Source organism: Dokdonia sp. R86516, from assembly GCF_044596715.1.
Classification (GTDB): Bacteria; Bacteroidota; Bacteroidia; order Flavobacteriales; family Flavobacteriaceae; genus Dokdonia.
In genome coordinates this window covers 2,776,413-2,802,798 of sequence record NZ_CP138998.1, presented here as the reverse complement: position 1 = coordinate 2,802,798, position 26,386 = coordinate 2,776,413, and the positions used below count along the sequence as shown (strand labels likewise).

Annotated in this window: 27 protein-coding genes and 1 riboswitch; of the genes, 17 read left to right on the top strand and 10 right to left on the bottom strand. The window is 35.5% G+C overall.

Features of this window, described 5'->3' with window-relative positions; translation table 11 throughout:
- Positions 1–18: 18 nt before the first annotated feature.
- The 6 genes from SJY23_RS12540 (at position 19) to moeB (ending at position 5,143) form a co-directional block, all read left to right on the top strand.
- Positions 19–603, top strand: coding sequence for a thiamine phosphate synthase (locus SJY23_RS12540; RefSeq protein WP_396596607.1), 585 nt, complete (start codon positions 19–21; stop codon positions 601–603).
- A gap of 164 nt (positions 604–767) precedes the next feature.
- Positions 768–1,541, top strand: a complete 774-nt coding sequence (locus SJY23_RS12535) for a hydroxymethylpyrimidine/phosphomethylpyrimidine kinase (RefSeq protein ID WP_396596606.1) — start codon at positions 768–770, stop codon at positions 1,539–1,541.
- Positions 1,541–2,182 carry a thiamine phosphate synthase gene (gene thiE, locus SJY23_RS12530; protein ID WP_396596605.1) on the top strand — a complete coding sequence of 214 codons (642 nt, stop codon included), beginning with the start codon at positions 1,541–1,543 and terminating at the stop codon, positions 2,180–2,182. The genes SJY23_RS12535 and thiE (SJY23_RS12530) overlap by 1 nt, the downstream gene beginning before the upstream one ends.
- A 3-nt stretch (positions 2,183–2,185) precedes the next feature.
- A complete protein-coding gene (locus tag SJY23_RS12525; protein WP_396596604.1) occupies positions 2,186–2,956 on the top strand; it encodes a thiazole synthase in 771 nt (256 codons plus the stop codon).
- Between the two features lie 11 nt (positions 2,957–2,967).
- A complete protein-coding gene (thiH, locus tag SJY23_RS12520) occupies positions 2,968–4,086 on the top strand; it encodes a 2-iminoacetate synthase ThiH (RefSeq protein WP_396596603.1) in 1,119 nt (372 codons plus the stop codon).
- 1 nt (position 4,087) lies between these two features.
- Positions 4,088–5,143, top strand: a complete 1,056-nt coding sequence (gene moeB, locus SJY23_RS12515; RefSeq protein ID WP_396596602.1) for a molybdopterin-synthase adenylyltransferase MoeB — start codon at positions 4,088–4,090, stop codon at positions 5,141–5,143.
- A gap of 86 nt (positions 5,144–5,229) precedes the next feature.
- Here the strand turns inward: moeB and SJY23_RS12510 are convergent, their stop codons facing one another.
- From SJY23_RS12510 to SJY23_RS12495, 4 genes are all read right to left on the bottom strand, one after another.
- The gene (locus SJY23_RS12510; RefSeq protein WP_396596601.1) at positions 5,230–5,658 is read right to left on the bottom strand and encodes a peptidylprolyl isomerase; all 429 of its coding nucleotides are present in this window, start codon (positions 5,656–5,658) and stop codon (positions 5,230–5,232) included.
- Between the two features lie 328 nt (positions 5,659–5,986).
- A complete protein-coding gene (locus tag SJY23_RS12505) occupies positions 5,987–6,415 on the bottom strand; it encodes a hypothetical protein (RefSeq protein WP_396596600.1) in 429 nt (142 codons plus the stop codon).
- Positions 6,416–6,646: 231 nt separating this feature from the next.
- On the bottom strand, positions 6,647–10,546 hold the full coding sequence (locus tag SJY23_RS12500; RefSeq protein ID WP_396596599.1) for a choice-of-anchor J domain-containing protein: 3,900 nt from the start codon (positions 10,544–10,546) through the stop codon (positions 6,647–6,649).
- Between the two features lie 164 nt (positions 10,547–10,710).
- On the bottom strand, positions 10,711–11,292 hold the full coding sequence (locus tag SJY23_RS12495; RefSeq protein WP_396596598.1) for a choice-of-anchor J domain-containing protein: 582 nt from the start codon (positions 11,290–11,292) through the stop codon (positions 10,711–10,713).
- Positions 11,293–11,719: 427 nt separating this feature from the next.
- A riboswitch (SAM-I-IV-variant riboswitch) is annotated at positions 11,720–11,816 on the top strand.
- 35 nt (positions 11,817–11,851) lie between these two features.
- Between SJY23_RS12495 and SJY23_RS12490 the strand changes: the two genes are divergently transcribed.
- On the top strand, positions 11,852–13,186 hold the full coding sequence (locus tag SJY23_RS12490; protein WP_396596597.1) for a Na+/H+ antiporter NhaC family protein: 1,335 nt from the start codon (positions 11,852–11,854) through the stop codon (positions 13,184–13,186).
- 112 nt (positions 13,187–13,298) lie between these two features.
- Here SJY23_RS12490 and SJY23_RS12485 read toward each other — a convergent pair whose 3' ends face one another.
- Genes SJY23_RS12485 through SJY23_RS12470 form a run of 4 tightly spaced genes read right to left on the bottom strand, consistent with a single transcriptional unit; the run spans position 13,299 to position 15,991 of the window.
- On the bottom strand, positions 13,299–14,147 hold the full coding sequence (locus SJY23_RS12485) for a YceI family protein (RefSeq protein WP_396596596.1): 849 nt from the start codon (positions 14,145–14,147) through the stop codon (positions 13,299–13,301).
- A complete protein-coding gene (locus SJY23_RS12480) occupies positions 14,129–14,527 on the bottom strand; it encodes a hypothetical protein (RefSeq protein WP_035336923.1) in 399 nt (132 codons plus the stop codon). The genes SJY23_RS12485 and SJY23_RS12480 overlap by 19 nt, the downstream gene beginning before the upstream one ends.
- Position 14,528: 1 nt before the next feature.
- A complete protein-coding gene (locus SJY23_RS12475) occupies positions 14,529–15,071 on the bottom strand; it encodes a YceI family protein (protein ID WP_035336924.1) in 543 nt (180 codons plus the stop codon).
- 23 nt (positions 15,072–15,094) lie between these two features.
- On the bottom strand, positions 15,095–15,991 hold the full coding sequence (locus SJY23_RS12470) for a DUF5777 family beta-barrel protein (protein ID WP_396596595.1): 897 nt from the start codon (positions 15,989–15,991) through the stop codon (positions 15,095–15,097).
- A 377-nt stretch (positions 15,992–16,368) separates the two neighbouring features.
- On the opposite strand from SJY23_RS12470, the gene SJY23_RS12465 reads away from it, so the two are divergent.
- From SJY23_RS12465 to thiE (SJY23_RS12455), 3 genes are all read left to right on the top strand, one after another.
- Entirely contained in the window at positions 16,369–17,043 is a 675-nt protein-coding gene (locus tag SJY23_RS12465; protein ID WP_396596594.1) for a fasciclin domain-containing protein, read from the top strand.
- 199 nt (positions 17,044–17,242) lie between these two features.
- A complete protein-coding gene (locus SJY23_RS12460) occupies positions 17,243–17,803 on the top strand; it encodes a DUF4494 domain-containing protein (protein ID WP_035336929.1) in 561 nt (186 codons plus the stop codon).
- A gap of 161 nt (positions 17,804–17,964) precedes the next feature.
- Positions 17,965–18,606, top strand: a complete 642-nt coding sequence (gene thiE, locus SJY23_RS12455) for a thiamine phosphate synthase (protein ID WP_396596593.1) — start codon at positions 17,965–17,967, stop codon at positions 18,604–18,606.
- Between the two features lie 111 nt (positions 18,607–18,717).
- On the opposite strand, the gene SJY23_RS12450 is transcribed toward thiE (SJY23_RS12455), so the two are convergent.
- Both SJY23_RS12450 and SJY23_RS12445 read right to left on the bottom strand, forming a co-directional pair.
- Positions 18,718–18,909, bottom strand: coding sequence for a cold-shock protein (locus SJY23_RS12450; RefSeq protein ID WP_013752123.1), 192 nt, complete (start codon positions 18,907–18,909; stop codon positions 18,718–18,720).
- 60 nt (positions 18,910–18,969) lie between these two features.
- The gene (locus SJY23_RS12445) at positions 18,970–20,532 is read right to left on the bottom strand and encodes an SDR family NAD(P)-dependent oxidoreductase (protein ID WP_396596592.1); all 1,563 of its coding nucleotides are present in this window, start codon (positions 20,530–20,532) and stop codon (positions 18,970–18,972) included.
- 417 nt (positions 20,533–20,949) lie between these two features.
- Between SJY23_RS12445 and SJY23_RS12440 the strand changes: the two genes are divergently transcribed.
- The 7 genes from SJY23_RS12440 (at position 20,950) to SJY23_RS12410 (ending at position 26,365) form a co-directional block, all read left to right on the top strand.
- A complete protein-coding gene (locus SJY23_RS12440; RefSeq protein ID WP_035336933.1) occupies positions 20,950–21,567 on the top strand; it encodes a hypothetical protein in 618 nt (205 codons plus the stop codon).
- 2 nt (positions 21,568–21,569) lie between these two features.
- Positions 21,570–22,196 (top strand): hypothetical protein, encoded by a 627-nt coding sequence (locus SJY23_RS12435; protein WP_396596591.1) that lies wholly within the window; start codon positions 21,570–21,572, stop codon positions 22,194–22,196.
- On the top strand, positions 22,193–22,873 hold the full coding sequence (locus SJY23_RS12430) for a hypothetical protein (protein WP_339844468.1): 681 nt from the start codon (positions 22,193–22,195) through the stop codon (positions 22,871–22,873). The genes SJY23_RS12435 and SJY23_RS12430 overlap by 4 nt, the downstream gene beginning before the upstream one ends.
- An 86-nt stretch (positions 22,874–22,959) precedes the next feature.
- Positions 22,960–23,859 carry an EamA family transporter gene (locus SJY23_RS12425; RefSeq protein WP_396596590.1) on the top strand — a complete coding sequence of 300 codons (900 nt, stop codon included), beginning with the start codon at positions 22,960–22,962 and terminating at the stop codon, positions 23,857–23,859.
- A 248-nt stretch (positions 23,860–24,107) separates the two neighbouring features.
- Positions 24,108–24,692, top strand: a complete 585-nt coding sequence (locus SJY23_RS12420; RefSeq protein WP_396596589.1) for a TetR/AcrR family transcriptional regulator — start codon at positions 24,108–24,110, stop codon at positions 24,690–24,692.
- A gap of 29 nt (positions 24,693–24,721) precedes the next feature.
- On the top strand, positions 24,722–25,354 hold the full coding sequence (locus tag SJY23_RS12415; RefSeq protein ID WP_339844472.1) for an NAD(P)H-dependent oxidoreductase: 633 nt from the start codon (positions 24,722–24,724) through the stop codon (positions 25,352–25,354).
- A gap of 12 nt (positions 25,355–25,366) precedes the next feature.
- On the top strand, positions 25,367–26,365 hold the full coding sequence (locus SJY23_RS12410; protein WP_396596588.1) for an NADP-dependent oxidoreductase: 999 nt from the start codon (positions 25,367–25,369) through the stop codon (positions 26,363–26,365).
- Positions 26,366–26,386: the final 21 nt, after the last annotated feature.

Here is a 26,386-nt window from a genome sequence, read left to right as displayed (position 1 = left end):
AATCCTTAACTCAAAAAGATGATCATCGTACTATCACCAGAATATGATATCCCTAATGAAGTAGAAATACTCAACCAGTTATTTAAACAAGGATTAGCATGCTATCATGTAAGAAAACCACATAAAAGTTATGAGGAATATTGTGCCTACATACAGCAGATAGATACTGCATTTCATGACAGGATTGTAGTGCACGATTACCATAAAGTCATCAACGAATTTAATTTAAAAGGAATCCATTTTAAGGAACAACATCGCATAGATCACATAGATAATCCTGGTAAGTATTTTAAAGGTTTAAATATGTTTGGAAAAACGATAAGCTCCTCTTTTCATGATTTGAAAGCTCTAGAAGACTGCTATTTTGAATTTGATTATCACTTTTTAAGTCCTGTATTTAATTCCATTTCAAAAGAAGGCTATAGTGGGCGCGGCTTTAATGTAACTGATAGCAATAAAACAATCATTGCCTTGGGCGGAATCTGCCCAGAAAATGTAGCACAAGTCAAACAACTAGGCTATAACGGAATTGCAGTTTTAGGAAGTATATGGAAAGCAGTGAATCCGTTGCAGAGTTTTAAAAATATAGAAGCAGTTTTTTGAGAATATTAACACATCAGGAAAGCACATATAATCATGCATAAAACAGTTCGCGTTAAGGATTGAGTGGCATGTCTGAGCTCTTTTATGAATTTTTCATTCATAAAAAGCGAGTAGCGAAAGCCTGACCTGAAAGGGAACGCCCAAATAGAAAGTAGAATATAGTATTGAAAACAAACAATTACATATTAACCATTGCAGGCTTAGACCCATCAAGTGGCGCAGGAATCACTTCAGATATTAAAACATTTGAAGTGCACCGGCTATACGGTTTATCAGTGTGTACCGCAGTCACGGTTCAAAATGATGTCGATTTTAAAGAATGTGTGTGGATAGACAAAGCTGTGATTATTTCGCAAATAGAAACACTTTTTGAACGATTTGAAATCTCCGTAGTGAAGATTGGTATTATTCAATCTTGGGAAGTGCTCTCTCTTGTTTTGGAGAGGTTACATATGCTTAATCCTGAGATGAAAATCATTGTAGATCCCATCATAAAGGCGAGCGCTGGCTTTGATTTTCATAGCCTCGAGCATCAAGATATTTTGGATAAAATATGGTCACAATGTTATGTGATTACTCCTAATTATGATGAGATCCAACTACTGTATCCAGACCTCAGTATTGAAGAAACGATAGAACACATAAGCAGCTTCACAAATATTCACTTAAAAGGTGGACATAGAAAGGATAAAACAGGTTGGGACGTGCTTTACCACAGTAAAACCGTTGTAAAAAATATTACTCCTAAGGCAGAAAAGATGTTACAAAAACATGGAAGCGGTTGTGTGCTTTCGGCTGCGCTAGCAAGTAATATACTGTTAAGGCAAAACATAGAAGAGGCTTCAATAAACGCAAAATATTATACCGAGGCCTTTTTAAATTCAACCGATAGCTTACTGGGACAACACAGTTATCCAACAATAAAAATTAAATCGTAATGATACCAAAACTACATTATATCTCTCAGGGCAAAACGCCAGAAGTGCATCTTGATAACATAGAGAATGCTTGCACGCATGGAGCAACACTGGTGCAACTTCGCTTAAAAAATGTCTCTTTAGATCAGGTACTAATTACAGCAAAAGAAGCGCGAGCAATAACCGCACAATACCGTACAAAACTCATCATTAATGATCATTATGAAGTAGCAAAAGAGGTAAAAGCAGATGGTGTGCACTTAGGAAAAACCGACTCCTGCCCTACTGTCGCTAAAGCGTATTTATACTCTTGGCAAATTATAGGTGGTACTGCAAATACACTAGAAGACTGTCAATCATTAATAGACAAAGATGTGGATTATATAGGTCTTGGTCCCTTACGATTTACAACTACCAAGAAGAATTTAAGCCCAATTTTAGGTTTTAACGGTTATCGTCTCATTACAGATGAATTAAAAACTAAAACTCCCATTATCGCAATCGGAGGAATCACTTTAAGCGAAGTAACAAATCTACTAGAAACAGGTATTCATGGAATCGCTGTATCTAGAGAAATTACCAATGACTTTACAAAAATAGAAGCCTTCCAGCAATCCCTAGGAGCATCATTAATAGAAGAACAACGCCATACATTTAAATAATATATGAACGATATTTTAAGAATAGCTGATAAGGAATTCAGCTCACGATTATTTACTGGAACGGGAAAATTTAGTTCAAATCAATTGATGACAGAGGCTTTGATAGCCTCTGAAAGCGAACTAATAACCGTTGCTCTAAAGCGTGTAGATGTTGCAAATGAAGAGGATACTATGCTGCAAAGCATTATGCGTCCTCATGTGAATATACTACCTAACACCTCTGGAGTAAGAACTGCAACAGAAGCCGTTTTTGCAGCGCAGCTAGCACGTGAAGCACTAGAGACTAATTGGATTAAACTAGAAATTCACCCAGATCCCAAATACCTTTTACCAGATCCTATAGAAACCCTCAACGCCGCTGAAGAACTAGTAAAATTAGGTTTTGTAGTGATGCCATACATACACGCAGATCCCGTGTTATGTAAAAGGCTGGAAGATGTGGGCGTACAATGTGTAATGCCCCTAGGAGCTCCAATAGGTACTAATAAAGGAATAAAAACGGTAGACTTTCTAGAAATTATCATTGAGCAAAGTAAGGTGCCAGTAATAGTAGATGCTGGAATTGGTAGTCCGTCGCATGCGGCTTATGCCATGGAGTTAGGAGCTGATGCTGTTTTAGTAAATACAGCCATCGCAGTGTCTAAAAATCCTGTAGCTATGGCAAAAGCATTTAAAATGGCAGTACAGGCTGGTCGCATGGCTTACAATGCAAAATTAGCTCCCGTAAAAACATATGCAGAAGCTAGCAGCCCGCTCACTTCTTTTCTTAATTAAAACAACTGCCTATGTCCTTTAAAAACACTTTTGACACCTATGACTGGGATACCGTAGAGAATGAAATCTATAGCTACACAGCACAAGATGTGCGGCATGCTCTTGATAAGGAAAAAATAGAATTGGAAGATTTTAAAGCACTCATTTCTCCTGCTGCCAAAGACTTTCTTGAGGAAATGGCACAGCGTAGCCATGCGCTTACTAAAAAGCGATTTGGTAATACTATCCAAATGTATATTCCGATGTATCTGTCTAATGAGTGTCAAAACATATGTACGTACTGCGGTTTTAGTATGACTAACAAAATTCCTCGTAGAACACTCAATGATGAAGAGATCCTAAAAGAGGTTGCATTTCTAAAATCTAAAGGATATGATCACATATTACTGGTTACCGGAGAAGCAAATAAGACTGTTGGTGTTTCTTATCTTAAGCACGCAATTGAACTCATCAGAGCACATTTTTCAAATATAAGTATCGAAGTGCAGCCACTGGATCAAGAGGAATATGAACAACTCGTTAGTGCTGGTTTATATGCTGTATTGGTATATCAAGAGACCTATCATAAGGCAACGTACAAAACACACCACCCTAAAGGAAGAAAATCAAACTTTGACTATCGCTTAGATACTCCTGATAGATTGGGTAAAGCTGGCATTCACAAGATAGGTATTGGTGCTTTATTTGGTCTAGAAGATTGGCGCGTAGATAGTTTTTATACAGCATTACACCTAAAATATTTACAAAAAGCCTATTGGCAAACAAAGTACTCTATCTCCTTCCCCAGATTAAGACCGCATCAAGGAGAAGTACAACCTAAGGTTGTAATGACAGACTCAGATCTGGTGCAGCTTATTTGTGCTTATCGTTTGCTAGATGAAGATGTGGAGTTATCTATGTCTACAAGAGAAAGTGAATGCTTTAGAAATAACATAATAAGTCTAGGGATTACGTCAATAAGTGCACAATCTAAGACAAACCCTGGAGGCTACGTCGTGGATCCACAATCATTAGAACAATTTGAAATTTCAGACGAAAGAGATACTGATGAAATCAAACAAATGATTGAATCTAAAGGATACCAAGCGGTTTGGAAGGATTGGGATAAAAGTTATTTTAAAACTGTGTAAAATGGATCTAACCACTTCAGAAAAACAACAATATAGCAGACACCTTATTCTAGACGAAATAGGACTAGAGGGCCAATTAAAAATAAAAAATGCAAGTGTTTTAGTAATAGGTGCTGGTGGTTTGGGATGTCCCGTGTTGCAATATCTCACAGCAGCAGGTGTAGGCAGAATAGGAGTTATAGATAATGATGTTGTTGAGCAATCTAATTTACAACGTCAAATTTTATATACTCATGATGATATTGGAAGTAACAAAGCGATAACAGCTGCAAGCCGCTTAGAAAAGCTCAATCCTTATATTACATTGGATACGTACCCAGTGCGTCTTACTAAAGATAATGCACTAGAGCTCTTTGGAAGCTATGATGTTATTGTGGATGGCTCTGATAATTTTGCTACGCGATATTTAGTAAATGATGCTGCAGTATTAAAAGATAAACCTGTTGTGCTAGGCTCTATTTATAAATTTGAAGGTCAGCTGGCTGTATATAATTATAAAAGTGGTCCTACCTACCGATGTTTATACCCAACACCTCCTAAACAAAATGAAATGCCTAATTGCTCTGAAGCGGGAGTTCTAGGCGCACTAGCAGGTATAATAGGATCTTTACAAGCCAATGAGGTTTTAAAAATTATATGTGGAATAGGTAATGTTCTTTCTGGAAAATTGCTCACCTACAAAATGTTAAGCATGGAACAAATGATTTTAGAATTTGAAAAAGATACTAGTATCATAGTTAGTCGTCTTGAAGATGAGTACGAGTTACAATGTGAGCTTCCTATTGATAATGTGGGTATCACAACAGAGGAGCTTAATAAACATCCAGAAAAATACAATTTGCTAGACGTTAGAGAATATCATGAACGAGCACTACATCACATAGGAGGACAACATATTCCTTTAGGCGAACTGCAGAATAGAGCACACGAAGTATTACAAACTAAAGACCTTGTGGTGTATTGTAAAGCTGGTGTACGTAGTAAAAAAGCTATCGAATTATTGCAAAAAGAAGACTTTGAGTGCAGGCTTTTGTATCTGACGGGGACTGTTTTGTAGACTTTTTGTTCAACAATTTTAATTCTATGTAAAAGAAAACGCCTTAGCATAGCTAAGGCGTTTTATAAACTTAATATTAGTTTGTCTTATGCAATCTCTAGGAGCTCAAGTTCGAACTCTAAGGTTTGTCCTGCTAGTGGGTGGTTTGCATCTACAATGATGTGATCTTCATTTACTTCAGAAACACGTAATTGTTGCTCAGAACCATCAGGTCTTGAAGCTACTAAAATAACACCTACTTCTGGCTTTATTTCCTCTGGTAACTGTGTTTTAGGTACTTTTTGAAATAGCTCCTGTTGTACATCACCGTATGCTTCTTCCTTAGTTATTGTAACCGTTTTCTTCTCGTTAACCGCCATATCTATAAGCGCATTCTCAAATCCTGGAATAAGTTGGCCTTTGCCAAGTTCTACCTGTAAAGGTTCTCTTTGTAAAGAGCTATCAAACACCTGTCCATCTGCTAATTTTCCTGTGTAGTGTACTTTTACTACATCACTTCCTTTTACTTTACTCATAATTACTTGTTTTTAATCCAATTATAATTTGCAAAGCTACAAGAAGTAAATAGGCTTACGAAAGATTCTATCAATGAATCTAGGCAGATCAAAAACTTCCACTGCGATATGTAATCATATGATGATTTAAAACACCAAGTATTACATCAAAAATAAAGGTCTGACACCCCTGCCAGACCTCTATAAGCTCAAAAATCGTGAGCCCCTCTCACGATTTTGATTCATTTGAATTATGTGCAAAACTACTTTTAATCTAAGAGAAGCATGAACGCTATTCAATAAGAAGCTAGTGCTATTGATAATCTTTTGACTAGTTGTAAATAGGTTATTATACTTTGTAAAAATTACTTATTTCATATTGAGCCAGCTTAGGAACAGCTGCTGTATATACTTTAATCTCCCAGTGACTCAAATGTGGCATCATTTCCATAGGATGATTAAAGAAGACCTCATTATCTGCTGTTGTAAAAGTAGCAGAAGGTATAATATAAAAAGCTCTTGGAGTGTTATCTATTATAGTCACGAGACCTAGAAAACGATGCGGTGCAACTTGACCGTAATCAAGCTTTTGTATTTTTATACTTTCTTCTTCGTGAAGATTAATAGAACGCAGCTGTAACTCGCTTGTTCTGCCTGTAGGCGCTGTGATAAGAAAGTCTAGCCCTTCTACCCTATCAATATCAGCAGTAATTGTAAATCCTGCTTTTGAGAGTTCATTTGTTACAAAATCTAGTAATGGGGATGTTTCGTTTATCATAATGGGGTGCAAAAGTAATTATTTCTTTAAAAAAGATGATTACTTTATCACTATAACAAGACTCCAATTTTGCAATAAATATACTTTAAGTTGGATGTTTTACGCTTTCGCGAAAGCGTACTTCAAGGACTAAAGGCTTGGAATATTATTATACAAAACCTTAATGTGGTAAATACACATTTCTATGGAGTATTTTGTCTAAGAACACCTCTAACAAAACCTTGGATTAAATTATTTAACGATAACTTTTACTGTAGAATGCTTTGTACCAGTGTAAACTTTCATAAAGTATATAGAAGAAGATAGGTCTGATATATCAAGTGTAACCCTCTGCTGCGCATCTACTTTGTGCTCCATGATAACTTGTCCTAACATATTAATTAACTCAATGCTATCAATTAGTTGTTGACTATCAATGAATAATTTATTCTTTGCTGGATTAGGATAATAGGTGAAATTTCTAGAATTTAACACTTCAGTATCAAGTGTGGAATCTGCCGTTTTAAGGAGGATATCATCTATAAGGACGCTATTTTGATTGTTATGGTTATCAGGTGATTTTGCTAGGTGTTGAATTGAAATTCTTATTTTTTGATTTATAAAAGCCGAAAGGTCTATCTCATAATCATCATAATTATTTGTGTCAGAATTATAAATATAATCTTGTACAACTCCATTGACTACTACTCTTAAAGACGAATCTGAAGATGTCTCGCTAATAGTTTGCTTTGCTTTAAACTTCATTAAGAGCTCAGAAGCTTGGCTTGGATTAATTTCAAAATTTACCTTAGAGATTCGATCTTGATTTAATATCCAACTTTCTTGCTGACTGTCACTATTTCTCCATGGATTTGCTCCTTCTTTAGAAAACAGTTTAATAGCACTATTACTGTCATTTTCAATAATTAAGCTACTATTAGAGAACTCCGTGCTTTCTAAGATAATTCCAAAAGGTAAACCATCTTCAAAATCAAACAGTGTTGTAGTACCATCTTGTACTGGGATAGCCGTTTCATAAGCAGTGTCTAAGCTAAAAGAATCAAGCGCTATACTGTTTACTATAGATGAATGGCCTACATATAAACCGAAAGAATATTCTCCACTTAATACGGGTGTGAACGTTGTTTCTACTGGAAAGTATTCATAAAACCCAAAATCAAATCCTGAAAAATAATTAATATTATTATCTAGTAACCAATGTTCTGAGCCCATCCCTATTTTGACACGTACACTATGGGAACTGTAGTCACCTATTTCCCTTTTCATTTTAACTATAAACTTGTAAGTAACTCCAGCCTCTAAGTAAAACATGGGAGTTATTAATGAGGTACGTAGACCATATTCATCAAAAGTTACGTAGATAAAATTCGTATCACCATCACCAACAAGATGTTCGGATAAATTTTGATTGCTCGATATCCAATTATCTTCACCTTTTAAACAATTAGGTAGAGTTCCCTCTCCGTAGGTATCCATTTCTGTGAAATTTTCTACCCAAGGTAAACTTTCAATACTACAGGCAGTTGTAAAATGAAGAGCTGTGCTAGATGTACTAGCTACATTTGAATTACACAGAGATCTTAGGTAGTAGTCATATTCAGTATCTGGCTGTAGATTGGTAATGTCAATACTTAAATTTGTAGTAGTTTCAATAATACCATCTCCTTGCGCAAAGCCTGATGGTCCATACTCTATCTCGTAGGTACTATTATCATTAAGCATTTCCCATTTAATGGTTGCACTACTTGTGCCAATACTTTTGGTATTTATATTTAAGGGAATATTACAAGATGATTGTGAGTCATATAAAAAATCATCTATCATCACCAAAGAGTACTCATAAGATTGATCATGAATGATTGCGATATGCTTATCTGTTCCAGTATACTCTGAAAAATCAATAAAAAATTCACGGCCAAAAGTCTGAATTTCATCTGCTTCGATAGTAGTATAACTGTGAAAAGTATTTCTATCTAGTGGATTAGACATCGTACCTACAATAATACCACTGCCTACAGTATTGAGACCTGTTGTTTCATTTCTTAACCATAATCTAAGTGTTTTAGTATTATCAAAATCTATTAGAAATGGAGATACAAGCATCCCTGGCATCAAATTTTGAGAGGTAGGGAAATCATTTACAAAAGCAGTATTTGGTGCAGACTTTATTGGAGCATATAAATTTTGTCGATCAATTATTCCTGCAAGATCATGGTTAGACCTCTCCCAGCAAAAGTCTGTTATTCCATCCGTTTGATGTTGTTCCTGTGCATCGTAACTATCAAAATTCTCAAAAAAAGGAGCTTGTAAAGTGCATGTTATAGTAAATGAATAACTATTACTCCAGTTGCTATAACCTAAGTTATCATTGCAAACGGCTCGTACATAATAATCATATTTGCCATTACTTAACTCATCAATTTGAAATGGGTTTGTTGTACTTGTAGTTATAGTGCCTTCTCCTAAAACGAAATCCTTTGGGCCATATTCTATCTCCCAACTTTCTGGACTCTCTTGATTATTATTGTCTTGCCACTCTAGAGTTACAGAACCTTCTTCTGATTGATAAGCCGTTAGGCTTGTAGGAGTAACACAAGTAACCTCAGAATAATGAAAGTCATCAAAAAGGATCACTTGTCTTCTATTGCTTGGCCCTTGTTTAAAACCAATATACTTATCTGTAAGGGCATAATCTGAAAATGTCACTTCATATTTTGTGTAAGTATCTTCATTATCGGCAGCATTTGTTATAGTATGATACGGTGTGAAAGTAGTGTAATCATCCGGATCTGAAAGTGTACCTATGATCACCTCGTTTGGGGAAGCATACCCACTAGATATTGGTTGAAGCCAAAATGATATTTTTTTATAGTTATCAAGATCAGCTAGCCTAGGAGATACTAACACTATTCTATCAGATGGAGTATCACCAGTAGGGTAGTCAATATCATTAAAAATCCGCACACAATTAGACCCAGTATTTGCAGGGTATTCATTAGGCCCTACATCATCTACTAAGCTAATATTATTAAGACTATTGTCCCAATAGGGACTTCCGCTGCCAGTAGGGCGTATTGCTGTCCAACAATTTTCAAAACGTCCTTCTTCTTGTGTCTCAAAACTCTCAGAATAGCCTGTGAGATATCCTTCACATTTTGTCGTAAAATTATTGACAAAAGACCAATCACTCCAATCATTATTACACTTTGCGCGAACGTAAAAATCATAACTAGTATTTGATTGTAAGTCTTGTAAAGTCACACTCTCTGTAGATGATTGTACACGCTGACCAGTATCTAAGGAAAAGCCACTAGGACCATAAACAATTTCCCATAAGTTAGATGTAGAATTACTGTAACTATCCCAACTTATATCAACCTCATTAAACCGTTCGTGTAGAACTTTTGAGTAAAGTGGCTCCGTACACGAGGGAATATTTTCATATTTAAAATCATCAAGATAAAATTCAGTACCATAAAATTCATCACCATGCTGTATAGCAATATACGTGGCTTCAAAGTTTTCACTTAACTCATTTAAATATACTGTATGTTCTCTCCAAGGTGCTAAGGGTAAACCATTGCGTTTTACCTCACTCATTTGTTCTGGTGTAATAGTTTCAATGAGATCAAAAGTATCTGGATTACTAGGATCTGTCATGGTACCGATATGAAGACTAGATTCGTTAAAACCTGATGAATATCTTCTTTTTACAATCAAATTAAATCTAATTCGCTTACTATTATCTAAATCTAAAATAGGCTTAGATATTAAGTAAAAATCTGATGACGGGGCCGAAGAAGAGTCAATGCCATTATAGAAGTATACGAACTGATTTCCAGAAGAAGGCAGTATGGTCTCATTAAAAGACCCTCCCCATGACTGTTGATAGTTAACTTCAATACTTTCAGTTGTACGTATATCAGCAAAGGCATTATGATTATTAACGATTGTAGTCCAGCATGGGTTTATACCCGTTGCATGTTCAAAAGATTCTGTGTAGTTTGCTTCTATAGGGATGCATGCTGTCATTAAATGAATGGGATCAGACCACTCAGAAAAAAGTGCTTCTGTATCACATTTTGAGCGGATCTTAATCGAGTATTCTGTGCCTTCTATAAGATTATCCAAGGCAATTGAGGGTGAATATGTTAATAGCCGTTGCGTACTATTAGAAACATTAAGAATTTCGTATTCAAATTCCCATAATAATTCAGTGCCTGAACCAGACCAATTAATCTGAGCGCTATCGTCTGTAATATTTGATGCAGTAATATCAAAGGGGTTTACACAATCTACAGATTGGACATATTAAAATCATCTATAAATACCTGTTCACCACGACTTCTATAAGTTTGTTGCAATTTAAAAGCAATGTATTTATCTGTTCCACTATAATTATTGAGATAAACACTTCTTCTTTCCCATTCCCCGTAAGGAACATCTTCATAAATCGTACTGAGTTCTGTAAAAGATTCAGGCGTTTCTGGGTCAGATACAGTCCCTACGATTAGGTCACCTTCGTAGGCACTAATGTAAAACTCTAGTTTTTTGTCAGTTGACAGATCAGGTAATTGAGGTGATATTAAAATAATAGCATTAGCTGTTGGAGATGTATCAACTAAGTGAATAGAATATCCTGTTGTACCTCTAAAAACTTCATCAGATAAAGAATAATATGTAGAAGAAGAATTACTAGGGAATTCTTTAACAGTCCAACAATCACTTATCTCAGAAGTATCAAAATTATGTTCATAACCAACTGTAAATGTATCTGTACAATCGTTTACCGAACAGTCATCATTATCTAGTGAGTTAGAAAAAAATGTAATTGCTGAAAATAAAATGTAAAATTTACTTAGTAAATAAGAATTCATAAATGCTTGATAATAGATACTCTGCTATAGATGTAAAAGACTTAATTTCAAATATAACTAAAAGTATATTTTAAGCTCTGTATTATCAATCAATTACATATTTTAATGAAAAATTACGCTTTCGCGAAAGCGTAAAAAGAAAACCTTAAATCATATTGTAAATAACATGATCCACCTCTTAATGATTAAATCTATAACTTAATTTACAAAGTGATAAACAGTTAACTGAGTCAATAAAAAAACTACTCTTTATGTAATGTAATGAGGATAATGCCGTCAGAGTACAAACCGTTTAAACTGATATCCATAGTATAAATGACGATTCGTAAGAAATATGCTGTCATCTATTTGATTATGTAAGCATTAAAAAAATTAACTTTTTTTAAGCTAAAAGGTATGGTTTGTACACTAGTTTTACATCCTTAAAATTAATTATCAAGAATCTCACAAAGGAGATAGCAACCTGCAATAACGAGCAAGGTGCTAAATAGATAAGCCAATTAATTGGAAACAATGTTAACGCATACTTCTATCTAATTGCTATTATCTCCTTGCAAGAATGAAGAAGAACATGACACAGACTACACAAATTACCCCAAAATTTACAGCCCTAATTCCGCTTTTTGTATTTGTAATCACATTTTTAGGCGTTGGTATTTATCAAGATGATTTTTATGCTCTACCTGCACCTATGGCTGTTATTGCTGGAATTATCGTTGCTTTTATAATGTTTAGACAGACTATAAATGCTAAGATTGACATCCTCCTCAAAGGATGTGGTGACGATAAAATTTTAACCATGTGCCTCATTTATCTACTAGCTGGTGCATTTGCCGCAATAACTAATGCTACAGGTAGTGTAGATGCGATTGTAAACCTAGGTTTAGATTATATTGCGATACAATATATTTACGTAGGTATTTTTGTGATTGCTGGGTTTTTATCGGTTTCTACGGGAACATCTGTGGGAGCAATTGTAGCTTTAGCACCCATTGTTGTTGGTTTTGCAGATAAAAGTAGTGCAGACCTTGCCATACTTTGTGGAGCCTTACTAGGAGGTAGTATGTTTGGAGATAACCTCTCAGTAATTTCAGATACCACGATTGCTGCCACTCAATCTTTGGGAACAAAAATGAGTGATAAATTCAAGCAAAATATAAAGATTGCGGTTCCTGCTGCACTTATAACAATCGCTATCTTAATTTTTAAAGGATTAGATCTAACAACAGATGTTACAGAAACCGTTGTTTATGAATATGATGTAATAAAAATTGCTCCTTATGTCCTCGTCATTATTCTTTCTATTGTAGGTCTCAACGTTTTTGTTACGCTACTTGTAGGTGTACTTGCTGCAGCTTTACTAGGGATCGTTTATGGTGATTTTACCATCATAGAATCTACTAAAATTGCTTACACAGGTTTTACAAATATGACTGAAATTTTCTTGTTATCTCTGCTCACTGGAGGTCTTGCTGCGCTTGTGGCTAGTAATGGCGGTATTGAATTTATTCTAGTAAACATTAAAAAACTCATTAAGAGTAAAAAAACTGCGCAACTTGGTATTGCAGCGCTGGTAAGTACCATCAATATGGCAATTGCAAATAACACCGTTTCCATAATCGTCGCTGGACCTATCGCAAAGACCATTAATGATGAATATGAGTTAGATAATAAGAAAACGGCTTCTATTCTGGATATTTTCGCTTGTATCTTTCAGGGCTTATTACCTTATGGAGCGCAGGTTTTAATGATTTTGAGCTTCTCAGAAGGTAATATCAATTACCTGGATCTTGTAGCAAATACGTGGTATTTACTGTTGCTGTTTGTAGTTACAATCTTATACATCATCTTTAAGAGTGATACTAATAATCACGCTTTTGCGAAAGCTAACTAAGTAATATTAAAGCAAGAGGTAATTTTTAAAAGAAGATGGTGTTTAAATAAAATTCCAGCGAAAGCGAATAATGGTAAGCTAGATAATAGCATCATCTAGCTTGCCATATTTTTTATTGATTTGTCAATATTACAATTGTTACGTCAATATCTTCCCAAACTTTATTCTCATGATAATCACCACATACATTATCTAGCGCATCATAACCTAACTGCCAGTCAAAAATATTCATATCTGGAATACTTCCAGAAAGCACAAGACTATCCTCATTTACAACAATATCAAAAGTCTCTGTTGCTGTGATTCCATTCATTTCAAAAAGTATGGTGACCTCATTGTTATCATAACTAATTACATCTCCTATGATATCTGGTGTAAAGGCACTGAAAAATGTTCCTACATTAGTGGTTCTCTCTGACTCATTGCCCACATTAACAGAGCTTGTGTTTACAGTTACCTTAGCATTATCGAGTAAATCAATAGGTGCAATTGCGTTCTCGTTCAGTTCGTAGCTTATTTCATCAAAGGTACCACTCACTCCTGCCCTATTGTCGTAGTCTGGGTATTTATATGCTGTCCATTCTATTTGTATTCTAGCTGCAGGAACTTCTTCTTCATTTGCACTTAATAACGCTAAGAAAGTCTCGAAACTCTCACTCTCTTCTTGAGTAAGTTGGACAGCATCGGCTGGCGGCATTACAGTATTTGAAGTAGAAGATATACGACTTACCATCTGTACGATATTTGATTTAGTTTTTTCATACGTATCATAGCGGTTGTTACCTTCTATATGATATATATGGCAGGAAATACACTTATTATCAATGACTTGTTTTAATGTAGTTGTGTAATACTCTTGAGCCGCAGCATCATTTACAGGGTACTCAACATCTGCTTGCTCTGAGGTACAGCCGGTCATTACGAGTAGACCTAATACAATTATTAATTTATAAGCTGACATTTTGATAATATAATTTCATTAAACATCTCATCTAATCCACTGTAAACCCCCTTCACAGTTATTTCATTTCCTATGGTTAAGGACCCTTCCAGTTGAGCGTTTTCTATTTCACACTTTATTTGCTCATTAAGAATAACAATGGTTGTTTGTTCTCCTTTTTCTAATAATGAGACCTTACCGGTAACCTCGATAACTTGATTTAATAAGGTACGAGCAGCCTCTGTATCAGATTCCATCTTGTCAATTAAGGTGGTTGCCGTAACTTTCAAATCTGCATTTGAGGTAGTAACACTTTCTGCGGGCTTATTAAATGAATAGATCCCGTAAACAATAGCCCCTACAATGACTAAAAGCGCAACAATACTTATCTTTTTACCCATATTACTTATAATTTGCTACAAGATTAACATCAATGTCTGCTGCAATTTTGTCTTTTACAAGAGATGGTATTTCAATGTCATATGTTTCTAAAACAAGTTTAAAGTCGCTAGTTACCTTTAAGGTTTTGTCTTTCATTACTTCAATAGTCGCTTTAACAGACGTAGGTTGTTTTTTACCATGAAAAAGCATAGTGCCATTAATATTTACATCTTCATAAACTTGAGGAGAATTTAAATCAATATCCGTTTCAAAAGTTCCTTGAAATTTTGCAGATGGATACTTATCTGAGTGCACATATTTTTCATTAAAGTGCTCCTCCATCAAGGCTTTTTCAAATTTGAAAGATTTGAGTAATACATTAAAAGCTATTAACTTCTTCTCTATATTAAGAATGCTAGCTGCTTGATTACTTGTAGCCTCAATATTTTCTATAGGGGTTTTTGAGGAGAAAGAGATAGTGCCCGTTCTAGTAACTAGCTTTTCTTGTGCTTGAGTAAGGCTTGAAGCAAAGACTAGAAATAAAATTGCGATTGATTTGTACATGGTATAAGAGTTAAATTGATTTGTTATAATGAGAATTCTCGCAGTATGCTGAAACCGAAGTTAATATCACGATTGAAGAAATTACCGCTTTGATTGATAGCAAATTTCCCTGGGTGTAAAGCAAATGCATTTGTAAAAAACAATTGAAAAACATGGCCGCCTGTCTCTATATCAAGTCCTAAAGCGAGCGTATTCTTGCGAGCACTGTGCGCGTCAAAGGTAGGTAGCGTGTAATAATACTCCCCATTAATCGAAATAGATCTCGATATGAGATAACGACCACCTACAGCTATGGAATATATAGCGTTAGGATCTTCCTGAGTTTCAGTTAAGTTTCTGTAAACTAATGTAGGAGAAAGTTGAAGGGATAGTTTTTCTGAAAACTTGCGACTTATCAGTAATTGATTTACATATTCTAGTCTTCCTGAAAAGTTATTATTACGTGCCTCTGGAAAATACTCTCTAGTCTTAATATCTAAGCTCCCAAAATAGCTTAATGCAAAAGGAAATGACTTTGATCCAGATCTTTGTCTAAGAGCACTTACCTTAATACTATTTGAATAGGTTTTGTCTGGCTTATTTGATCTCGCCACACCCAGTTGAATATAGTCTGTAAGGCCATATTCTAGACTAAAGTGCATATTATTAATTTGATCAAGACCAAAGAAATTGTCAATACCTTTTATTTTTCCAAAAACGTGTGAGATTCTAAAGTGTAATTGACTTTTCTTTACACGTTCAGTAGATTGCCCGATAAGTAATCTAGTAGATTTAAATGAAGCGATAACTTCGTTATCTCCTTCTATAGTAAGGTCATCAAGTTCTGAGAATAAATCATCGATTTCTGTTTCTTGTGGTTCTTGAGATTGAATGCTTAGCGAGAATACTGCACTGAATAGTATTGACAAGAAAAATTTCATTAATAAGGTATAAGTTGGTTAGCTTAAGTTTGTTAAGACCTTTTTTAAGAGGTTTTACAAATTCAGCTCAAATTTAGAGTATAATCACAAATAATCTTAACAAATTTTAACTTTTAATCAGAGTAACAGAAAGTTACCCAATAATTACTCGCATTACTATATATGTCACAAAGGCACTTATAACGTGCCATGCTATGATGAGTTCTTAAATTTGTAAATCAGATTAAGCTTAAAGTCTTATCACAAACGTTTTATTTAGAATTTCACTTTCTAACGTATACTGTTAAACCTATCCCAAAATCAAACCCTACCGAGAACCGAATGAGAAGCTGCTGCGTTATATATGTAAATCTATATAACACAAACACTAAACAATTATGAAAACAGTAAACGTATTATCAATGGCACTTTGTGCAGGACTTTTATCACTTGCATCATGTGAAGGTTCAAAAAACATGGGAAAAGAAGAAGCAGCAGATCAAAAAGAGATGATGGATGATAAGTTGTCTCAAGTAGAAGATATGATGGACAATAAAATGACTGAGGGAGAAGACATGATGGATGAAATGACAGTAATGGTAGGTGGAGCAGCAATGTATCCTTCTAAAAATATTGTTGAGAATGCTGTAAACTCAAAAGACCACACTACCCTAGTTGCTGCGGTAAAAGCTGCAGGACTTGTAGAAACTTTACAAGGAGAAGGACCATTTACAGTTTTTGCCCCTACAAACGCTGCTTTTGAAAAACTTCCAGAAGGAACGGTTGCAACATTACTTAAGCCAGAAAACAAAACAGCTTTACAAGGTGTACTTACCTACCATGTAGTTGCAGGAAATTTTGATGCAGCTGCTATTATGAGTGAGATTAAAAACAATAATGGTACAGCTATTTTTACAACTGTAAACGGAGCAAAACTAATGGCTTCTTTAAATGGATCATCAGTAGTTCTTATGGACCAAAATGGAAATAAGTCTAAAGTAACTATAGCAGATGTAAATCAATCTAACGGTGTAATACACGTAGTTGATACCGTGGTTTTACCAGCTAAATAATTATAAGAATACCCAACTTGAAAAGCGTCGACTGTAATAAACAGTTGGCGCTTTTTTTATTCCAGCTTTTTTATGCGGTAAATCCCTTGTATTAAAAGAACTAGCTCAATGATTTTGAGATTGTGAATATCTATTGTGGTTTTTTAATTTTTCGCCTTGAGCTAACCGCTATTTTTGGCAACCTTAAAATAAAAGAGATATGAGTGCAACTTGGTATGAGTGCAAAGTAAAGTATAGAAAGTTTGATGAAGCATCAGGAACACAAAAGGTAAAAACGGAGCCTTTTTTAGTAGATGCCATATCATATACAGAAGCCGAAAGTAGGATAACCCAAGAAATGGCAGCCTATTTAAGTGATAGCGAAGAAATCAAAATCACAAATATAAAAGTAGCAAACTACGCAGAGATTCATCCATTTGAAAATTCTGATAGGTGGTTTAAATCTCGAGTATCTCTTATCGCCTTTGACGAAGAAAGTGGTAAAGAGCGCAAGACTAACCAGTATTTACTAGTACAAGCAAATGATGTAAAGGAAGCTTATGAAAATACGGTAACGACCATGAAAGATACCATGGGTGAATATACTATCCCGGCAGTTTCTGAGTCACCTATTATGGACGTATTTCCATACTTTTCTGGAGAAGAAGAAGATCTTGAGCGTCTAGAAGAATTTACACGAATCAAAGATTCTGTACCCGTAGATCATAGTGAAAATGAAAAACTAGCGATGGAAGACGCTCTCACTACCGAAGAGGAATAAACCTTTTTTAATTACGATACTAAAAGAGGCTGTTTGTATAATTACAATCAGCCTCTTTATTTTATAAGAACCTGTACGTGTGACCATACTGTTTACGTTGTGTGATAAGTATCTTTGTCTAACTTAGTATATATATTACATAGGTTCTAAATATCAAGAATATGATCCCAAAACTTCATTACATCTCTCAAGGTAACTCGCTTAAAGAGCATATAGAGCACATACAGAAAGCATGTAATGCTGGAGCAGAGCTCGTACAGCTACGTGTAAAAAAATGTTCTCAAAAAAAGCTGCTAGCCATTGCTCAAGAAGCTAGAGAGATTACCGCTCATTTCCAGACGAGATTAATTATTAATGATGATTATAAAATTGCCAAAGAAGTCAAAGCAGATGGCGTACATCTAGGAAGCTCTGATACCTGCCCTACCATTGCTAGAAAACACTTATATACTTGGCAAATTATAGGAGGTACTGCACATACTTTACAAGATTGTGAGACGCTTATTACAAAGCAAGTAGATTATATAAGTCTAGGGCCTTACAGCACTACTACCACAAAAGAAACTAGAGCAAGCACGCTGGGTGTTTCTGGTTACAAAGCGATTATAGAAGAACTGGGAACCACTACTCCTATTCTTGCCGTGGGAGGCATTACTCTTAATGATGTTAAGGATATATTAGAAGTAGGTATCGATGGTATTGCCGTTTCAAAAGCGATAACGACAGATTTTAATAGCATTCGCTTGTTTAATGAACTGCTGGGTGCATCATCTACACATGAACAGCGACATACCTTTGAATAATGCTTCTCCGTAATTTATGATAGTTACGCTTTCGCGAAAGCGTAAAAAGTTTACAAAGAAAAAGCCCATCTAAATTAATAGATGGGCTTTTTTTAAAACTTGAAGTATATGTTAGATAACTCTTACGTTTACTGCGTTTAATCCTTTGTTACCTTCTTTAAGTTCAAATTCAACTTGATCACCTTCGCGAATCTCGTCGATTAACCCAGAAATGTGTACAAAGTGGTCTTTTTCAACACCTTCTTCTGTAATAAAACCAAATCCTTTAGTGTCGTTGAAAAATTTTACTGTTCCGTTATTCATAATATAATGTATTTAAAAATGTGATTATTTTTTATCACAATGCAAAACTACAATTAAAAATTACCAATCTATAGGGAAATAGTCTTTTAAAAATTTTCCAGACCAATGTTTTCCCGTATTGATACCATCAATAAGTGGATCCATTACCCTAGCAGCGCCATCTACAATGTCTAACGGTGGTTGAAAGTCATGTACTTCTACTTTCTTTTTTGATAATTCTGCAGGGTCCTCATCTGTTACCCATCCCGTATCTACGGCATTCATATAAATTCCAGACTTAGCAAAAGTGGCAGAAGATGTGTGTGTAAGCATGTTTAATGCCGCCTTGGCCATATTAGTATGTGGATGCCTATCCTCCTTTTTAAAACGGTGAAATTTACCTTCCATAGCAGATACATTTATGATATGCTTTTGTCCGGTATTTTCCTTCATCATAAGGTTAGACAAGCGATTACATAAAACAAATGGCGCCACAGCATTTACTAGCTGTACTTCTACCATCTCCGTAGTTTCTATCTCGCCTAGCTTTAATCGCCAGCTATTAGTCTTACGTAAGTCTACTTGTTGTAAATCTGCATCCAGTTTCCCTTCTGGAAAGACTTCGCTAGTTTGTAAGGAATTATCAAAACTGTAAGGAATCTGAGAAAGCTCTGCCGAACTGCGTAGGCCAATACCTGGTTCAGGTCCATGCCAAGTAACTGGAAGCACATTATTCTTACTAGTTTTTGCGGTGCTCACACTTAAGTCTGATAACTCCTGCAGGCAAGTAATGTGATCTTGTAATAGTGGCTGCGCGAGCTTAGGAAGATGGTCTACCGGCAGCTTTTCATTTTCCATTAAGTGGAAATAAAAACCAGATGGTCTGCGCACCGTTTGTGCCGCGTTATTAATTAAAATATCGAGTCTATCGTACTTCTGCTCTATATAATTACAGAAAATCTCTACACTAGGGATATGTCGTAAGTCAAGGCCATGAATGTGCAGGCGGTCACTCCAGTCATTATAATCATCTTCCTTTGCATATCGTATTGCGCTATCTGCAGGAAAACGTGTGGTTGCTACCACCGTCGCACCAGAACGTAGGAGCATGAGAGTTATATGATAACCTATTTTTAATCTTGAGCCTGTTATTACAGCAACTTGCCCTTTTAAATCGGCTGTTTGAAAACGTTTTGCATAATTAAGATCACCACATGAGGTACACATTGCATCGTAAAAGTGATGTAGCTTAGTATACACTGTTTTACACACATAGCAATTTCTTGGAGACTCGAGTTCAGGTGTATCTTCTGGAATTGCAGCTGCGCCTAGCAACTTGGGAGCAACAAAGAGCGCAGCTTCTCTAGCAGAACGTATACCTGTTGATTTACGAGCGTGTTTATCTCTCGCAATCATTTTACGTTTGGCTGCTTTCTTTGCGTCTTTCCTCCTACGCTGGAACTCATCTCTATTAGGTCGAGATAACATTCCTGAGGCTTTGAGAAGCGCTGTGCGCTGTTCTTCTGGAAGCTCAAAAAGCTGATTTGTATCGGCTACTAGTTGTTCTAAAGTGGTTATACATTCATTTATTTCTTCTGGTGACAGAATACGTTTATCGTCATGGGTGCTCTTATCTTCCGGCATATTGCTCTGCAAACTAAATTTTGGTAAAGGTAATTATACTGCGTTTTACCGTGGTGATAATAACTCTTATTATTATACTGATATGTATGAATAACGCTTTCGCGAAAGCGAAACGCACTAGAAATAGAAGTTTTAAGACTATAGACCATTAATTTATCATTAAGTAGGTAGTTTTAGTGTTCAATATGCGAAATATCTATACTTAAATTTTCTAAAAGCTGTGATTGAATAAATTTTATGTCTGTTGTTATTGATTTATTATCAGTTGAATAGCTCAATTTTTACGATGAAAATAAATATTGTTCTAAAAATTATAATTATTTGTTAAAAGTTCATTTTTCACATTGAGAATACCTTGCTTATCTGTGGTTATTTGTCTGATTTATGCATATTTGCGTCACAATTAAGCAAATCTGAATGATTAAAAACTACACTGTTTACTTTCTCTTTCTATTACTTAGCACTTCGGTTTTTGGTCAGAAGGTTGGAATTAATACTCAAACTCCTCGTAAAACATTAGAAGTTGCAGGAGATATGGTAGTTACTCAACAAACCGTAATATCAGAATTGCCACCAATTGCAGATGGTGATGAAGCGAGTTTTCTAATTCAAAATGACAGTGACTTTATTATTAAGCTTGATCCTAAAAATCCTTCTGGTGCGGCATTAGGTTATATACAGACATATATTATCGAAAATCCAAACTTAGACTGGGTAAGAGATTTTGACACAGGCATTTCGGCCACAGATTACGAACTTATTGTGGCTTCTGCACATTTTAACAATCAACTCGTACTTGTCGGAATAGAACAAGACAAATTCTCTTTACCCTATACTTCTACTTTTATCGAAAATGGGACTTGGCATATCATTGCAGATTATCCTGGTGTGGCAAACGACTTTGATACAGTAGATTCTAAGTGGGAAATACAGACATTGATTTTTTCTAAGGATTTAACTAAGCAATTTGGTGTCATTTCAGTCCCAATGGGCGGCGGAACTACAAACGCGGCTGCAACACCATTTATAGATTAATTATGCGAACGTTTCTATTATTGTTAATCTTATTCTCATCACTTGCGCATGCTCAAGTAGGCATAGGAACAACAAATCCTCAAGCAGATTTACATATTGCAGGTGATTTACTGGTGCAAGACGATTTTAAAACAGCAGAGCTCGGAACGGTTTCTGCCGCAGAAGAAGATTTTGAATTAGTGACTCATATTACTACTAGTAATCCTCCTGGACTTGTTACAAAGCTTGATGTTTCAGAAGTTTCTGCGGCTCCTATCAATGTTGTAAATTATACATTCTCAAACCTAGAAGGTGATAACCTTACAGATGTCGATTTACAATTTAAGACTGATAAGTATATCGTCGCTGTTGCAAATTTTCAATATATAGGGGATGGAGTTAGTAAAACTACTGTAAACCCTACGGTGCGATCTATGGGTACTTTTGTAATAAGAACCTTTGAAAGTGGAGATTCTTGGCATCTTGAAATTGGAAACAGAGAGCTAGATCCACTTGCAGGTGGTACTGTTACTTACAAAGTCACACTAGTTGTTTATGATAAATCTTACTACAGAGAACTACCACAAATCATTACTAACTTAGGCTCCTCAAATAGCGGTACAGCTTCATCAATACCTGATTTAAATTGAGAACTTCATTACTTTCATATTCTTTAGTGCTGGTTACAGCAGTATGTTGCATATCTACAATGCGCGCTCAGGTAGGAATAAATAAACCTAATCCCTCAGCAATACTTGACGTAGATGGTGATGTAATTGTAGATCAGACATTAACACTAGAAAACCCAGGAAACTCATTAGAAATAAGGGGTTTAAATCTACTTGTTGTTTCTACTGCTAATGATATGCTACAGTATGACATTGATATTGCAAAATATGGGCCTATTAACAATGTGCAATTTGAATTTACAGATTTATCTTATGATGGCTTACAAGATTATAATACTCAGGTCCCTGTAGATGAATATGAAATGGTTGTACACAGTTTTTTCTTTAAGCGAGTGGGAAGCGATAACTATAACGTATTGTTGGGAAGTAATTCATCTGTTTTAAATGTAGAGGGTTATCAGGTGTATGCTTATAAACACGCCACACACAATACATGGTTTTTGAGAGCTATTGTAAACGACTCATCATTTCAGATTGATACTGGCTTGGGTACTATTATAGAAAATAATATTGATATGATTCTCAATGTAGCTTTATACCGCAAAGGATTACTTACTAAAACCCTTAACGAGGTTAATGTAGATATGGAAACTTCAAGTACTGGTACAGCTCCTCTTCCTGCTGGATTTACAAATTAATGAAGGTCTATATGATATGAGGTTATTAAAGCCAACTAATTAAATAGTAAGTGCTTTAAAATCTCGCAAAAAAGTATATTCGCGCCATGTGGATGTATTTAGGCTTACTAGCCGCACTTTTTCTTGGATTACACAACTTAGCAAAGAAACATGCAGTACAAGGTAACGAAGTGTTACCTGTATTGTTAGGTACACTCTGCGCTGGTTTTGTATTAATACTTCCATTTTTTATAGGTTCAAGATTTTTTCCAGAATACACTAAGGAAATAGGGTTTTACATCACTCCTATTCCATGGAAAACGCATGGTTTTATCATTATCAAATCCATGATTATGACTGCCTCATGGATTCTAGCATATCAAGCTTTAAAGCACCTACCTATCACCATAGTAACTCCTATACGATCTGCTGGACCGTTTTTTACATTTATAGGTGCTATTTATATATATAGAGAGCAACCTAATGCTCTACAATGGGTAGGTTTCTTTGTGATTATTCTATCAGTAATTCTTTATGCAAATATTGGTAAGAAAGAAGGGATTCACTTTAGAAAGAATAAGTGGATTTTTGCCATTATAGGTGCTACTTTCCTAGGAGCCTCCAGCGGATTGTACGACAAGTTCTTAATTCAGAATCTATCTCTTAATCCTCAAACGTTGCAGTTTTGGTTTTGCTGGTATACTATTTTAATGCTACTAGCCATTCTAGCGATTACTTGGTTTCCAAAAGCCGAAAAAAGACAAGCCTTTACCTTTAGGTGGACCATAATAGCCGTAGGTGTACTGCTACAAACCGCCGATTATTTTTATTTTAAAGCGCTGCAGGACCCAGATGCGCTTATCGTGCTACTTTCTGCAATAAAACGTAGCCAACTTATCATTGCCGTAGTTATAGGTGGTCTTGTATTCAAGGAAAAGAATAAACGCAAGAAACTAGTGCCGCTCGCAGGTATTTTGCTTGGTGTCTTCCTTATTTTGTATTCTTAGTGAGGTGCTGTTCGGTTATAACAGACTGGTGTTAGCCTGTAGCTCATGCTTAAACTTAATTAAATAGTGTGCTTTTTTCACGCTTTCGCGAAAGCGTAACATCACACCTATACGCCTTCTTAGTTATTAAACCTGCTCTGTTTACAAACCATAATTAATACTCCTAATTCTCTTGTTAAATTAAATGTTTGTTAAAAAAGAATGAACGTTCATTTTTGATGCTATCTTTGCACCAGCAATAAGATAACATGGCAAAACTTCAAAAAAGTATAGATAAACGTAATGCGCTTGTAAAGGCGACCATAGAGCTTGTAAACAATAATGGTTTTCACGCTACTCCTATGAGTAAAATAGCCAAAATGGCAAACGTTTCTCCTGCCACTATCTATTTATATTTTGAGAATAAGCAAGACCTCGTTAATAAAACATATATAGAAGTTAAGGCTTCTTATACAGAATATGCATTTGCATCTTACGACACCACGCTGCCAGTAGAATCAGGTTTTGAGTACATCTGGAAGCGCATTGCAGATTTTAAATTAAAGGAATGTGAGAAAGCAATGTTTCTTGCTCAGTGTGATAACACTCCTATGATTGATGAGGAAAGCAGACAAGAAGGAATAAAGCACTTACAGCCCCTACTCGACTTATGGGAACGCGGTAAAAAGGAAGGAATTATCAAACCATTATCAGATTTTATACTATACGCATATGCAATTAATCCGCTTTCATTTTTAATGATGACCCAAAAGCGAGGAGCCTTTCAATTAGATAAAACTCACATGGAAGAAGCTTATCAATCTGCATGGAGTAGTATTAAAGTATGTCAATAAAAAACAACAAGAAACCAAATAATAAGAATATGGATTTATTAGATAAGTTAAACTGGAGATATGCCGCAAAGGCAATGAATGGTGAAAAAGTAGCCGAAGATAAAATTGAAAGAATTTTAGAAGCTACAAGACTTGCTCCTACTTCAAGCGGACTACAACCTTTTGAGGTTATGGTAATTAAAAATCAAGACATTAAAGAACAAATTAGACCTGTAGCATGGAACCAGTCTGTAGTTACGGATTGCTCACACTTGTTAGTTTTTGCTGCTTGGGATACATATACTCCTGAGAGAATCAACTACATGTTTGATCTTACTAATGATATAAGAGGCTTTAAAAACGAAGGATGGGAAAACTACCGCCAGATGTTATTAGATTCTTACCCACAAAAAGATGAGCAAGAAAACTTTGAGCACGCTGCGAGACAAGCATACATCGCTTTTTCGCATGCAATTATCGCTGCAGCTTATGAAAATGTAGATGCAACACCATTAGAAGGTTTTGACGCTACAGAAGTAGATAAAATATTAGGCTTACGCGAAAAAGGTTTACGTAGTGCAGTATTACTTCCTTTAGGATATAGAAAAGAAGATGAAGACTGGCTAGTAAATCTTGTAAAGGTGAGAAAGCCTATGGAAGATATGGTGACTGTAATAGAGTAAATATATATAGCGATGACTAAAAGTATATTATTAAAAAGTAGACCAGAAGGAACACCATCTTTATCAAATTTTGAATTTGTTACAGATGAAAAAAACTTATCTGCTGGTTCTGGTGAAATCTTAGTAGAAGCAGCATATGTTTCTGTAGACCCTTATTTAAGAGGTAGAATGAGTGATGCAAAGTCATACATTGCACCTTTTGAAATAGGTAAACCTATACACTCTGGCGTAGTTGCAAAAGTAATAGCATCTAATAATGATGCTTTTAAGGAAGGTGATTATGTTTCTGGAATGCTGGATTGGGCAACTGCTCAAGTGCATACTGGAGAAGGACTGCTTAAAGTAGATCCGTCAAAAGCATCATTGAGTGCATACTTAGGTATTTTAGGAATGACTGGACTTACAGCTTTTCTAGGGTTACATGAGATAGGAAAACCCGTAGCAGGAGAAACGCTCGTAGTTTCTGGTGCGGCTGGTGCTGTAGGTAGTGTTGTAGGGCAGATTGGAAAAATCTTAGGACTGCGTGTAGTAGGAATTGCTGGAACTGATGAGAAGGTAGCAATGCTTAAAGACAAATTTGGCTTTGATGCAGCTATCAACTACAACACTACAGATGATATGGCGGCGGCAATAAAAGCTGCAGCGCCTGATGGTGTAGATGTATACTTTGATAATGTAGGTGGACCCATCTCTGACGCAGTGCTTGTAAATATAAATCGCTTTGCAAGAATGATTATTTGTGGAGCAATCTCTGTGTATAACACTACAGAAATACCAATGAGTATGAGTGTACAGCCATTTTTAGTTAAAAATAGCGCACTAATGCAAGGCTTTATTGTCTCGAACTATGCAGAGAAATTTCCTGAGGCTATGAAGCAACTGGCTACTTGGTTATCTGAAGGTAAACTGACTTACACGGAAACTGTAGTAGAAGGTTTTGAGAATATCCCAACAGCTTTTATTGATTTATTTGAAGGTAAAAACAAAGGGAAGATGGTCGTAAAGATCTAAGAAATATTGAAAGAAAAAGAA